Raw genomic sequence first — 12,087 nt, 5'->3', positions numbered from 1 at the left:
TTGCTGGTTATTTTCGCTGAAGGTACCATCGCCACGATCAACGCATCGGAAGGCGAGAGCCTTGCAGTCGATGCGGTGATCCTGGAGCTGGAGTAGAAAGGATTGTAGCGGAGCAGAAACCCCGCCACTTCGCAAATTACCAAGCCAGGCGATCCAGTAGCTCTTTAGTCAGCTTTTCGGGCGTTGCCTTACTGGTATCGATCTCGTGGTCATACTCGATTCCCGCATGAAGATACTCAGCTTGGCCTCTCGCGAGGCCGACGAGCCTATCGCCACGTTCACGCTCCCGAGTTTCGATGATGTCGATCGGCGCGAATACCTTGGCGACATACAATTCGCACCCGCGAAGTCTTCTCCGATAGTCCGCAATCTCGATCGCCTCACAAACCTCATCAACGACAAGATCCAGACCTGCATCCGCCGCTTGAGCAACGAAACCGCGCATCACTTTCAACAGCTGCGCGCCGCGATCACCATTCCTTATTCTTGGCAGTTCGCGGCCCGCCACTTTGGTTTTCTCGAGGCGAAACCACTCGGGTCTGAGTTCGTGCCCGTCCGGCAAGAATGAAATGAACTTGTCCATTTCAACATGAAGTATTGTCGATCTCGCTTGGTGCTGGATTGCTCGCGCCAACGAGCTTTTCCCCGCGCTGCTGACGCCATTTAGGACGATGACCTTGGCCATCACTCATCAACCATCGCCACCGCCCTGATCCAGCCCGCGCTGGCGCGCTCAATCTTCACCGGGAAGCAGCTCAGCGTGAAGCCGTGGCTGGGAAGCGCGGCGAGATTGGTGAGCTTCTCGATCTGGTAATAGGGTTTGATCCGCCCCGCCTTGTGGCCTTCCCAGATGATCGAAGGGTCGCGCTTCTCGGCCCAGCGCCGGGCCGTATGGCTGAAGGGCGCATCCCAGCTCCACGCATCGGTGCCAACAACTTCGACACCGCGCTCAGTCAGCCACAGTGTCGCTTCTTCGCCCAGGCCTACGCCTTGATCGATGAAATTCTCTGTGCCGTAGACAGCGCCCGAATGCACCAGCACGATATCGAGCGGTTTGAGCTCGTAGCCAATCTCATCGAATGCACCGGCCACTTCGCTGCCCGTTACCACATGGCCATGTGGCAAGTGCGAAAAGTCAAGTTTCACACCAGGTCGGAAGAACCGATCGAGCGGGGCTTCGTCGATGCTCGGGGCGGGGGAGGCGCCGCTCTCGGTAGTCGAATGGAAATGCCACGGCGCATCCATATGGGTGCCGTTGTGTGTCGACAGCTCGACCTGCTCGACCGCCCAACCTTCGCCATCGGGCAGGTCGTCTTTCTCCAGGCCCGGGAAGAACATGGCGATTTGCTGCCAGGTGTCCTCATGCGTCATGTAGGTGATCTTTGGCCGCATCACCTCGGGATCGGATACCACGTTATTGGTGATCGGTATCGAGAGGTCGACAAAGCGGGTCATCAGGCGATCCTAATGGGCCTGCAGCTGCTCGTCGAGAAACTCTGCAACATCTTCCAGCGCGACGTCTTTCGCGAGAAATGCTGCACCAATGCTGCGCAGCAAAATGAAGGGGAGCGTGCCCGCATCCATCTTCTTGTCATGCAGCATATGGTCGGCCAGATCGCGGCCCGAACAGGTCAAACCAAGCGTTGAAATTGCTGCAGGCAAGCCTGCATCATTTACCGCCGCAGCAACCTTTTCCGCATTGCTATCGCTGATCTCGCCGCGTCGCGCCGAATAGCGTGCCGCCAGCACCATGCCGAGCGCAACGCCCTCTCCGTGAAGCAGCCTGTCCGAAAAGCCGGTCTCGGCCTCAAGCGCATGGCCGAATGTGTGCCCGAGGTTCAGCAGCGCGCGCGTACCACTCGTTTCGCGCTCGTCTTCGGCGACAATCCGCGCCTTGGCCGCGACGCTCGTGGCAACCGCTTGTTCGACTGTGGCCTCATCCAACGAAAGCACTGCTTGGCCATTATCTCCGAGCCAGTCGAAGAACTTGCGGTCGCCGAGCACGCCGTATTTCAGGACTTCGGCATAGCCCGCGCGCAACTCGCGTGGCGGCAGGGTTGCGAGGCAATCCGTATCGGCCAAAACCAGTGAGGGCTGATGGAACGCCCCGATCAAATTCTTGCCCGCTGCGGTGTTGATCGCGGTCTTGCCGCCTACCGAGCTGTCGACTTGCGCCAGCAGTGTCGTGGGTATTTGCACGAAGCCGCAGCCGCGCTTGAGAATTGAGCAAGCGAAGCCTGTAAGATCGCCGACCACGCCGCCGCCCAGTGCGAGTACATGATCGCCCCGTTCGACCCCTTGCGCGAGCATCCAGTCGGTCAACTTCGCCAATTCGGTCCAGCTCTTGGAGCCTTCACCCGGAGGCACTTCGTAAAGAGCAACTGAATGGCCTGCTGAATCAAGAGCCGTAGTCAGACGCTCGCCGTGCGCGGCCCAAGCATTGGCATCGGCCACCACTGGCACGACCGCCTTTCGCAGGAAGCTCTTTGCCAGCTCTCCCGCACGCTCGACCAATCCGCTGCCGACATGGACTTCGTAGCTGCGTCCAGCGAGTTCGACGGGGATCAAAGCCATCGGTCTATCGCCTCAAGAATGCGCATTGCTGTCTCTGCGTGAGGCGCATCGCCGGTCACGACATGGACCTGCGCCTGCGAATAGTACTGCCCGCGCTGGTCCTTCAAGTTCGTAAGGATTTCGCGCGGATTGCCATTCTTCAGCAACGGACGGTTATCCTTGCGCGCCGTCCGTTCGACCAGCGTGTCGATATCGGCATCAAGCCAGACGGCTATAGCATCGTCGAGAATTAGCTGGCGGGTCTCATCACTGCAGAAGGCACCGCCGCCCGTGGCGATTACACCATGACGCTCTTCCACCAGTCGCGCGATTACCCGGCGCTCGCCGTCGCGAAAGTAAGCCTCGCCGAATTGCTCGAAGATCTCTGCAACCGATAGCTGCGCAGCTTCTTCAATCGAATCGTCGGCGTCGACAAAATCGCGCCCCATCAGAGCGGCTAGTTTGCGCCCGACGGTCGACTTACCCACTCCCATAAGACCGACGAGTACAACCGGACGGTCGATCCGCCGTGCGATCGCAGCAATCTGCGCGTCATCCAGATTTGCAGGTGCAAGGGTCATTGCCGCACCGCCTATAGATGGGCTAGATGCGGCGCAACCATGGACGTGAAGGGTCGAAGCAGGTTTCAAACCAATGATGCGCGGGAAACGGAAAGTTCTTGCGATCCTCTCGGTGATTGCGATCATCCTGATCGTCGCCTGGATCGATGGAGGGGAGGAGCCCTTGCGGACAATCGTCGAACCCGTTGAAGTGCCGGGAAGCGTGCAATGAGGCGGTCGCTGCTGATATCTGGCGCCGCGCTTGCCCTGTGTTCCGGGCTGGTCCTGGCGCAGGACGCGCCCGAATCTCTCTTGCCGCCCGGATTCGACGATCCAGAGCCACCCGCTCCGGTGACAGCGCCTGCGCCCCGGCCAACTCAGGCTCCATCAAGCCCGGGCCAGGTTCCTTCGGCCAGCGGAGGGCAACCGGTCGTCCAGCCATTGCCCGATATCCCAGACGTCGGTGGTTTCAGCCTCGAAAATCTTCCCACGCTCGAAGAGCTGGAAGAAATGTCGATCGACGAGCTCGATGAACTGCTGGGACTCAAGCCCAAGTTCGATATTCCGCCTGCCGCTCGCCGGGCCATGGAGCGTGTCGGCATCATCGCGGCCGACGAAGGCGGTTTTGCGCCCGGATCGCTCGCGCGCCAGCCTGCAATGCTTGTGGACGCGGCGCTTGCCGGCACCACTGGCCCGTTGGTCTCGCGCTGGGGTCACATCATGCTGCGCAGGGCGCTTGCCAGCCGTATGGCACCGCCCGAGGGCATGTCGCCGGTACGTTTTGCCGCGCTTCGCATGTCTGCGCTCAACGCGATGGGTGAGTACGGCGCAGCGCGCGCTATTGCGCAGGATGTCGACACGGCAAACTGGGATGAATTGCTCACGGCGCAAGCGGTGAGGGCCTATTTCGCAACTTCGGACATATTGGGCGCTTGCCCTGCAGTGAGATTGCAGGGCGGATCGGCTGACGATCCGGAAGCGACTATGCTGCGTGCGATCTGCGATGCCTATGCCGGCGAAGAGACACGCGGCAACCAACAGCTCAACCGGGCGCTTTCTCGCGAAATCGCACCGCGTATCGATATCCTCTTGGCACAGCGCTATGCGGGTGCCGCGGGGCAGGGTAGGCGCGCGGTTGATATCGAATGGGATGGGGTAGACGCACTCACGCCCTGGCGAGCCTCTCTGGCGAACGCCGTGGGTGAAGAGATTCCCGAAGGATTGCGTGATGGCGCGGCGGATTATTACCTTCTTAACTGGGCCACAGCGCCCATGTTGGGACTGCCGCAGCGCGCGCTGGGAGCGGATCTTGCGGCATCGCGCGGCATTCTCTCCGCCAGCGCAGCAATCGATCTCTATTCGCAAATCTATGCCGATGACGAGATTATCGGAGATGTAGCGCTCACCTCGACGCGTTTGCGCGAAGCCTATGTCGCCAACGACCCCGATGACCGCATGAGCGCAATCACTGATGTGTGGGGCGGGCTCGACGGGGATTATGGACGCTTCGTGCTGACTGCCTATGCTGCAGCGCGCATGCCGCCGGGCAGTGATTATGGTGACGATGCAGGCGGGCTGATTGCCGCCATGCTTTCGGCCGGTCTCGACCGCGATGCCGCCCTATGGACCGACCGGGTAAGCGAAGGAAGTCTCGCCTGGGCCTTGCTGGCAGTTGGTCGCCCTGGTCAGGGCGTCACGTTCGACAATCAGGCCGTCGATGCCTTCCTCGACGATGATGACAGCGTCGAATCGCGCAAGTCGAAATTCCTCGTCGCTGGTCTCGCCGGCCTTGGTCGCATCGGGCAGGGCACGACGGACACGATGGTCAACCGCCTCGAAATGGACCTGTCCACGCATACCCGCTGGACTCGCCTTATCGACCGAGCCGCAGACGTGCAGAACCCCGCATTGGTCGCGATCCTCGCAGGGCTGGGGATGCAGGGGGATAGCTGGGAGCGGATGACCCCGCGTTATCTCTACCGCATCGTCAACAGCCTGCGCCGTGTTGGGTTGGAAGCGGAAGCAAGGATGATTGCGGCAGAGGCCGTTGCGCGCGCATGATGCGGTCGCTGGCCAAGCGATCCTAATGTCTGAGGCGATCGACGAATTTCTTGCCATGATGGCCGCCGAACGGGGCGCCGCAGCCAATACCATGGCCGCCTATCGGCGTGACCTTGAAGGTGCGGAAGAGATCGTCGGTGATCTCGCTCTCGCGGGGAAGCCCTCGCTCGCGCGGCTGGGCAAAGCGTGGGCCGATCTCGCGCCTTCGAGCGTGGCCCGCAAGGCATCGGCCCTGAGGCAGTTCTACGGCTTTATGGTCGATGAGGGGCTGCGCAAAGATGATCCGAGTTCCTCCTTGCCGCGCCCTGCCACGCGCCGGCCGCTTCCGAAGATACTCTCACATGGCGAAATAGAAACCCTGTTTGTGCAAGCGGAAGAAGAGGCGGCGAGCGAGATGCCCCAGTCGGTCCGTCTGCTGGCGATGCTGGAACTGCTCTACGGATCGGGCCTGCGCGCAACGGAACTGGTTTCACTACCGCTAACCGCGGTTCCGCGCGATGCGCCGTTCCTCACCATTACGGGGAAGGGCGGCCAGCAACGTATGGTGCCGGTGAGCGGCCGGGCAAAGGAAGCGCTCACGCGGTGGCTGGAGGTTCGCGAAGAAAAATCCCGATACCTTTTCCCATCGCGCGACAAGCATTTGAGCCGCGTGCGACTTTACCAGATGCTCAAGAAGCTGGCCTTGCGCGCCAATTTGTCACCGGAGAAGCTATCCCCGCATGTGCTGCGTCATGCTTTTGCAACCCATCTGCTCGAGGGCGGAGCCGACCTGCGCGTGCTGCAGAACCTGCTCGGCCATGCCGATATCGCCACGACGCAGATCTATACGCATGTCGATGCGGCGCGGCTTGTGGCTCTGGTCAATGAGCGGCATCCCCTTGCCGACAGGCGCGCGCCGGACTAGCGGGGACAGATGATTTCATATCTCGAATTCGAGAAGCCGGTTGCGGAGCTTGAACGACGCATCGCGGATCTGCGTGCAGCGTCGGTCGACGACGAAGTCGATATCGATAAGGAATTGAAACGGCTGGAGAAAAAGAGCGCCGATCTCCTCGCCAGCACCTATGCTTCGCTGACGCCGTGGCAGAAGACGCAGGTCGCGCGCCATCCTTCACGCCCGCATTTTCGCGATTACGTGGCCTTGGCATTTGACGAATTCGTCCCATTGGGCGGTGACCGCGCTTATGGCGAAGATGAGGCCATACTCGGCGGTTTTGCGACGATTGACGGGCGCAAAGTGGCCCTGATTGGCCACGAAAAGGGCAACGATACCGAAAGCCGGCTGCGGCACAATTTTGGAATGGGCAAGCCCGAGGGCTACCGAAAGGCGATCCGTCTGATGGAGATGGCTGGGCGTTTCGGGCTTCCGGTTGTCACCTTGGTCGACACATCCGGCGCGTTTCCAGGCGTTGAAGCCGAAGAGCGCGGGCAGGCCGAGGCCATCGCGCGTTCGACCGAGGCTTGCCTCGCGCTGCCCGTGCCGATGGTTGCGACTATCGTGGGCGAGGGCGGCTCGGGCGGCGCCGTTGCGCTTGCGAGTGCGGAACGTGTCCTCATGCTCGAACATGCGGTTTATTCAGTGATTTCGCCAGAGGGTTGCGCTTCAATCCTGTGGCGCACGGCGGAGAAAGCTCCCGAAGCAGCTGAAGCGATGAAAATCACCGCGCAGAACCTCAAGAACCTCGGCGTGATTGACCGCATCGTTTCCGAGCCGGTCGGCGGTGCACATCGTGACCCTGAGCGCATGGCGGGCAATCTCGCGCAGGCGATTTGCCAGGAGTTGGACGACCTTTCCGAATATACCGCGAAAGACTTACAGAAGATGCGCGAAGAACGCTTCCTCCAGATGGCAGCGTAAATCTCGGACTTGTCGGGAACGATCACCCCCCCTTATCGATTTACCAACCGGAACAATCTCACGCGGACGGTGGCCGCATAGTCCGGAGAAAATTGATGTCGGGTCTCAAGAAAAGTCTCATCGCCACAACCGCGGCCCTGCCGCTCGTGCTGGCCGGTTGCATGGGCGGGGAAATCCCAAGCGCTTCCACGCCGATTACGCAGCAGGAAGCGGCGCAAGGCGCCGAAATCCACCCCCAATTGCTCGCCGAATTCGGCGGAGCCATGACGGGTACGCATGCGCAATATGTCGAAAGCGTCGGCAAGGGCATCGCAGTGCATTCCGGGCTCGGCAATGCGCGCGACAGCTTCACTGTCTCGCTGCTCGACTCTTCCGTCAATAATGCTTTCGCTATTCCGGGCGGCTATATCTACACCACGCGCCAGCTGGTTGGACTCATGAACAACGAAGCCGAGCTTGCCGGCGTGCTGGGCCACGAAGTAGCGCACGTGGCCGCTCGTCACTCGCAGCGGCGCCAGGCCAAGGCGCAGCAGAATTCGCTGCTCGGTGCGGTCGGAGCGATCCTTTCGGGCGTATTACTCGGCAACACAGGTCTCGGCCAGCAATTGGGCCAGACCTTCCTGCAAGGTTCGCAGCTTCTTACACTGAAATTCTCACGTAGCCAGGAACTCCAGGCTGACGAACTGGGTATCCAGTACCTCAACAGTGCCGGCTATGATCCGCGCGCGATGAGCACCGTGTTGCAAAGCCTCGCAGCGCAAAACGCGCTCGATGCGGCGATCCAGGGTCGCAACGCGACTGTACCCGAATGGGCATCGACTCACCCTGATCCAGCCAGCCGTGTCTCGACCGCACTCAGCAAGGCGCAGGCAGTTGGTGTTGGCGGGGTGACCAATCGCGATACATTCCTCTCGCGGATTGATGGCCTTCTGTATGGCGACAATCCAGAGCAAGGCGTGATCGAGGGGCAAAGCTTCATCCACCCCGTTCTCGGCTTCAAGTTTACTGCGCCTAACGGTTTCTACATGGTCAACGGCACGCGCGCGGTTTCGATCAATGGCGAAAGCGGCAAGGCGCAGTTGAGCCTCGCGCCCTACAACGGAAATCTCGAAAGCTACGTGCGCAGCGTATTCTCCGCTGTAGGCGGGGAGAATAACCCGATTGCTCCCCAGACGATCGAGCGCACGACGGTCAACGGCATTCCGGCAGCCTATGGTACGGCCCGTGTCAACAATGGCCAAAGTCAGGTCGACCTGGTTGTCTACGCCTACGAATTTGCGAATGACCGCGCCTATCACTTCGTGACCATCAGCCAGGCTGGCCGTTCGGGCACCTTCTCGTCGATGTTCCAGTCGATGCGCCGGATCAGTTCAGCTGAGGCTGATTCGGTTGTGCCGCGGCGGGTGGACGTTGTTACGGTGGGTAGCGGCGACTCGGTTGCAAGCCTTTCGCGCCGGATGGCTTATGCGAATGCGCAGGAGCAGCGGTTCCGCGTCCTCAATGGTCTTGCATCGAATCAGGGCGTAAGCGCTGGCCAGAAGGTAAAGATCATCGTGCGATCGCGCTGATTTGTCTTCGAGTTGAATTGAGACCAGACAAAGAAAAGGGCGGCTCGGTTTCCCGGGCCGCCCTATCTTGTAGCTTAGGCTAGTCTGCGATTAAGCAGCCTGGTTGCCTTCAGCCATCTTGCTCTGAACGGTGTTGAACGTGGTGTTCAGTTCAGAACCGAGGCTCTGCATTGCAGTGATTGCAGCAACTGCAATCAGAGCAGCGATGAGGCCGTATTCGATGGCGGTGGCGCCCTGCTCGTCACGGAGCAGCTTGTTGATGAACTTCATTTTATGTCTCCTGGTTCAGTCTTCGATACCCGACCCCATCCGGTCTTCTTGGACGGGGCATTTGCGGAAGTAGGATCAACCCATTGATAAATTCCTAACGCCGCGCTTAATCTCAGCCGCCGCGAGCTTTGTCAGAAGATTCCGACACCTTGCTGCTCACGTTATTCCAAGTGCTGTTGATTTCAGTGCCGACGTTCTCAACGGCGCTGACCAGCGCGAGGAATATAAGGGCCAAGATCAGGCCGTACTCGACGGCGGTTGCCCCCGAGATGTCGTCGCGAATGTCATTCAAGATGTTGAACATTTTCACTGGTACACCTGTCGATACAAACCTGATGGCTCGTGTTTTCGTCCCAACCTCTTAAGAAAGGGTTATCGGGAGAGGGCCAGTTGAAAGAAAATCCGACAATCACGCTGGTGGTCGCAGGAGCCCTGCGGGGTCCGGACGGACGCTGGCTCATGCATAAGCGGCCGTTAGGCAAACAGCATGGCGGACTGTGGGAATTCCCTGGCGGCAAGGTCGAATCGGGGGAATCCCCCCTAAACGCGCTGATTCGCGAGTTGGAAGAGGAACTCGGGATCACGGTTGATCGCCCATCAACCACGCCCGCTGCTTTCGCACAGGGCGACGCGGAAACCGGCGGTTCCGTGATTGTCATACTTCTTTACAGTGTCACGGGCTGGACAGGAGTGCCCGGTGCTTTGGAGTGCGGGGAGCTTGGCTGGTTCGATCCGGCTGAGATTGACCGACTGGATAAGCCGCCTCTCGATATCGAACTGGCTTCCCGTTTCTTCAGCCATTTCATCGGCGGGCGGGCCGGATAGGGGATTGCCAAGCGGGGTGCGCCTGCCTATGTGCCGCCTTCGACGCGCGCCAGTAGCTCAGCTGGATAGAGTACCTGACTACGAATCAGGCGGCCGGAGGTTCGAATCCTTCCTGGCGCGCCATCAAAGGCCATCTCTCGAAAGAGGGGTGGCCTTTGATGGTTCTGCCGTATGGAAGAATTCAAAATTCGGAATGGCAGTGCCGAAGGCGCGAAGATGAACGAGCGCGAAAGCGCGAGGACAATCCTTCCAGGCTGGCGGGTCGGCCCGTTTCTTGTTGGATCAGATACGGGCGCGTAAGCCGAATCCCGGAGTTGTGCAGCTGCGCCGCGGCCAAGCGAAAGGGCCGCTCTCTTGCGAAAGCGGCCCCAAGCTTGACGGGCCGAAGGCCCGAAGTGTTTGCGATCAGAACCCGAAAGCTACGCCGACGCGCGCGCCAGTAGACTTTTTGGCGGTTGAGCCGGCGATAGTGCCAGAGATATAGACTTTGGGTGCTACCCTTGCGGTGATGCCGCCAGCAAAGCCCTGTTCGCCGCGATAGGTCGAACCGTTGAGGCTGATCGAGATGTTCGAATCGGGCACGATCATCATCCCGCCCATCGCCATGGAAGTGGCAATGCCGCCGCGCGTGCTCTCATCGAGATCTTGCAGCGCAAAGTCGATCCCATCAAGCCGTCCATTGATAGCCGTGATCTCGGCTTCGTGGAAGCTTGCGACCTGACGGAAGGAGTTACCCAGCGAAGCGACCGCTTGTGCAGATGCCACTGCGCTGCCACGGCCCAGCGTACCATCATTATCGACTGTGACCGCATAGAGCTGGCCTGTCTGGGCAGCGGTAGAGGCATCGAGATCGCCGATGGCGACCGAGCTACCTGTACCGCCCAGCATGACCTGGTTGTTCAAGGTCGTATTGGCTTGATAACCGATCGCAGTTGATTGGGCATTGTCAGCGACCGCATTGGTGCCCACTGCCAAAGCGTTGGCCTGGTTGGCGATGGTCTGGAATCCGATGGCGCCCGAGTTCTGTCCGGTAGCGTTGGCCTGGTATCCGATGGCAACACCGAATTGGGCCGAACCGCCGACATTGGAAAGGTTGCCCAGCGCAACCGAGCCATAGCCGGTGGCCACCGCGCTATCGCCGACCGCAGTCGAGCGCACGGTATTGGCGATGGCCGAATAGCCCACCGAGGTGGCGCGATCGGCATTGGCCCGCGCCTGATAGCCAAACGCACTCGCCTGCGTCGAACCCGAAGCACTGGCCTGGAAACCCACTGCCGTGTTGAAGGTCCCGGTCGCAGTGGTCGATGCACCCAGCGCCATCGCGCCGGTAGCAGAAGCCGTTGAATCCGCGCCAAGGGCAATGGCCGAGGTCTCAGAACTCAACGAGTTGTGGCCAATTGCAATCGACTCGAGTCCTGAGGCATTGGAGGCACTACTTGGTGCGGATCCGGTGCCGATCGCGATGGCTCGATTTGCAGTTGCCTGTGCGTATGCGCCGACCGCAAGCGCGCCAGTTCCAATAGCGTCGCTTTGTCGGCCAAGTGCATGGGCACGGCTACCATTGGCTGTAGAGTTGGCACCGATCGCGGTCGCACCAAGGCTGGCATCGGTTGTAGCATTCGAGCCGATGGCGGTCGTTTCGCTCCCAAGCGAATTGGCATCCATTCCGACTGCAGTCGAATCGTTGCCTGTGGCAAGTGCATCCGCGCCAAGTGCAGTTGAACGATCGCCAGTGGCCTGCGCACCCGCTACATCTTCGTCAATACCATCACCACCAACTGCAACTGAGTAAATGCCTGTCGCATCGCTTTGCGAACCAATGGAGACGTTGCCATAGCTTGCTGCATTAGCATCGGCCCCTATAGCGGTAGCACTTTCGCCGCCGACATCCGCACTTTGGCCGATAGCGACCGAATCGACCTGATCTGCCAACGAAGATGCGCCAACGGCTACACCATTCGTTGCGGTTACATCTGCGTTATATCCCAAAGCTGTACCGCTTGCCGCCGTAACGTCGGAGTCGTTGCCGATCGCTGTACCAAAGCCCAGCGTAGCCGAGGCATCTTCCCCAACTACGGTATCAGCGATTCCAAGAGCTTCAGCAGATTCACCAATCGCTGTCGATTGACTTCCGGCCGCATTCGAGCTGTCGCCAACAGCTGTGGCACCAGCGGTGCCCGCAGCTGACGCATTGACGCCGCATTCCAGCGAGGCAGCAACAGGTCCCGTATTACACGGTGCGGTGACGTCTGCCATCGCTGGCGTCGCAAGGAACGCGGTTGCCGCGATGGCAGCCGTGGTTGAGCCAGCCAGAAGGCCAGCGCGCTTTGAAGTAAGTGAGTGTGTCATTGATTTCCCTCTCTTTGCCGTACGGGCCAGCGAGAGGTTGGCA

The 12,087-nt window shown here is 60.1% G+C and carries 14 protein-coding genes and 1 tRNA gene; 8 read left to right on the top strand and 7 right to left on the bottom strand.

Annotated features, from left to right (window positions below; translation table 11 throughout):
• Nucleotides 1-136: 136 nt before the first annotated feature.
• The 4 genes from ACEWMW_RS12730 to ACEWMW_RS12715 are packed head-to-tail and all read right to left on the bottom strand — an operon-like array spanning nucleotide 137 to nucleotide 3,134.
• A complete protein-coding gene (locus tag ACEWMW_RS12730) occupies nucleotides 137-685 on the bottom strand; it encodes a phosphotransferase-like protein (protein WP_409414310.1) in 549 nt (182 codons plus the stop codon).
• The gene (locus tag ACEWMW_RS12725; protein WP_409414309.1) at nucleotides 685-1,455 is read right to left on the bottom strand and encodes a cyclase family protein; all 771 of its coding nucleotides are present in this window, start codon (nucleotides 1,453-1,455) and stop codon (nucleotides 685-687) included. Before ACEWMW_RS12725 ends, ACEWMW_RS12730 begins: the two co-directional genes overlap by 1 nt.
• A 9-nt stretch (nucleotides 1,456-1,464) precedes the next feature.
• A complete protein-coding gene (gene aroB, locus ACEWMW_RS12720) occupies nucleotides 1,465-2,574 on the bottom strand; it encodes a 3-dehydroquinate synthase (RefSeq protein ID WP_409414308.1) in 1,110 nt (369 codons plus the stop codon).
• Nucleotides 2,565-3,134: a shikimate kinase gene (locus ACEWMW_RS12715; protein WP_409414307.1), complete on the bottom strand. Its 570-nt coding sequence runs from the start codon at nucleotides 3,132-3,134 to the stop codon at nucleotides 2,565-2,567. The genes aroB and ACEWMW_RS12715 overlap by 10 nt, the downstream gene beginning before the upstream one ends.
• Nucleotides 3,135-3,207: 73 nt before the next feature.
• Here ACEWMW_RS12715 and ACEWMW_RS12710 point away from each other — a divergent pair, with 73 nt between their 5' ends.
• The 5 genes from ACEWMW_RS12710 to ACEWMW_RS12690 all read left to right on the top strand — a co-directional run bounded on the left by ACEWMW_RS12710 (nucleotide 3,208) and on the right by ACEWMW_RS12690 (nucleotide 8,600).
• Nucleotides 3,208-3,345 (top strand): hypothetical protein, encoded by a 138-nt coding sequence (locus ACEWMW_RS12710; RefSeq protein WP_409414306.1) that lies wholly within the window; start codon nucleotides 3,208-3,210, stop codon nucleotides 3,343-3,345.
• A complete protein-coding gene (locus ACEWMW_RS12705) occupies nucleotides 3,342-5,174 on the top strand; it encodes a hypothetical protein (protein WP_409414305.1) in 1,833 nt (610 codons plus the stop codon). Before ACEWMW_RS12710 ends, ACEWMW_RS12705 begins: the two co-directional genes overlap by 4 nt.
• A 25-nt stretch (nucleotides 5,175-5,199) precedes the next feature.
• Nucleotides 5,200-6,078: a tyrosine recombinase gene (locus tag ACEWMW_RS12700; RefSeq protein WP_409414304.1), complete on the top strand. Its 879-nt coding sequence runs from the start codon at nucleotides 5,200-5,202 to the stop codon at nucleotides 6,076-6,078.
• Between the two features lie 9 nt (nucleotides 6,079-6,087).
• Nucleotides 6,088-7,032, top strand: coding sequence for an acetyl-CoA carboxylase carboxyltransferase subunit alpha (locus ACEWMW_RS12695; protein ID WP_409414303.1), 945 nt, complete (start codon nucleotides 6,088-6,090; stop codon nucleotides 7,030-7,032).
• 95 nt (nucleotides 7,033-7,127) lie between these two features.
• The gene (locus tag ACEWMW_RS12690) at nucleotides 7,128-8,600 is read left to right on the top strand and encodes a M48 family metalloprotease (RefSeq protein WP_409414302.1); all 1,473 of its coding nucleotides are present in this window, start codon (nucleotides 7,128-7,130) and stop codon (nucleotides 8,598-8,600) included.
• Between the two features lie 90 nt (nucleotides 8,601-8,690).
• Here ACEWMW_RS12690 and ACEWMW_RS12685 read toward each other — a convergent pair whose 3' ends face one another.
• Both ACEWMW_RS12685 and ACEWMW_RS12680 read right to left on the bottom strand, forming a co-directional pair.
• A complete protein-coding gene (locus ACEWMW_RS12685; RefSeq protein ID WP_409414301.1) occupies nucleotides 8,691-8,870 on the bottom strand; it encodes a Flp family type IVb pilin in 180 nt (59 codons plus the stop codon).
• A gap of 112 nt (nucleotides 8,871-8,982) precedes the next feature.
• The gene (locus ACEWMW_RS12680) at nucleotides 8,983-9,174 is read right to left on the bottom strand and encodes a Flp family type IVb pilin (RefSeq protein ID WP_409414467.1); all 192 of its coding nucleotides are present in this window, start codon (nucleotides 9,172-9,174) and stop codon (nucleotides 8,983-8,985) included.
• Between the two features lie 86 nt (nucleotides 9,175-9,260).
• Here ACEWMW_RS12680 and ACEWMW_RS12675 point away from each other — a divergent pair, with 86 nt between their 5' ends.
• From ACEWMW_RS12675 to ACEWMW_RS12665, 3 genes are all read left to right on the top strand, one after another.
• A complete protein-coding gene (locus ACEWMW_RS12675) occupies nucleotides 9,261-9,695 on the top strand; it encodes a (deoxy)nucleoside triphosphate pyrophosphohydrolase (protein WP_409414300.1) in 435 nt (144 codons plus the stop codon).
• A gap of 46 nt (nucleotides 9,696-9,741) precedes the next feature.
• A tRNA-Arg gene (locus ACEWMW_RS12670) sits at nucleotides 9,742-9,818 on the top strand.
• 48 nt (nucleotides 9,819-9,866) lie between these two features.
• Nucleotides 9,867-9,995 (top strand): hypothetical protein, encoded by a 129-nt coding sequence (locus ACEWMW_RS12665; protein ID WP_409414299.1) that lies wholly within the window; start codon nucleotides 9,867-9,869, stop codon nucleotides 9,993-9,995.
• A gap of 105 nt (nucleotides 9,996-10,100) precedes the next feature.
• Here the strand turns inward: ACEWMW_RS12665 and ACEWMW_RS12660 are convergent, their stop codons facing one another.
• Nucleotides 10,101-12,044: a YadA-like family protein gene (locus ACEWMW_RS12660; RefSeq protein ID WP_409414298.1), complete on the bottom strand. Its 1,944-nt coding sequence runs from the start codon at nucleotides 12,042-12,044 to the stop codon at nucleotides 10,101-10,103.
• Nucleotides 12,045-12,087 lie beyond the last annotated feature (43 nt).

The sequence above is a fragment of the Litorerythrobacter xanthomarinus genome (assembly GCF_046254955.1).
In the GTDB taxonomy this organism is placed as follows: Bacteria; Pseudomonadota; Alphaproteobacteria; order Sphingomonadales; family Sphingomonadaceae; genus Qipengyuania_C.
The sequence above is the reverse complement of the archived record's forward strand: the minus strand, read 5'-3'. Positions and strand labels throughout refer to the sequence as shown.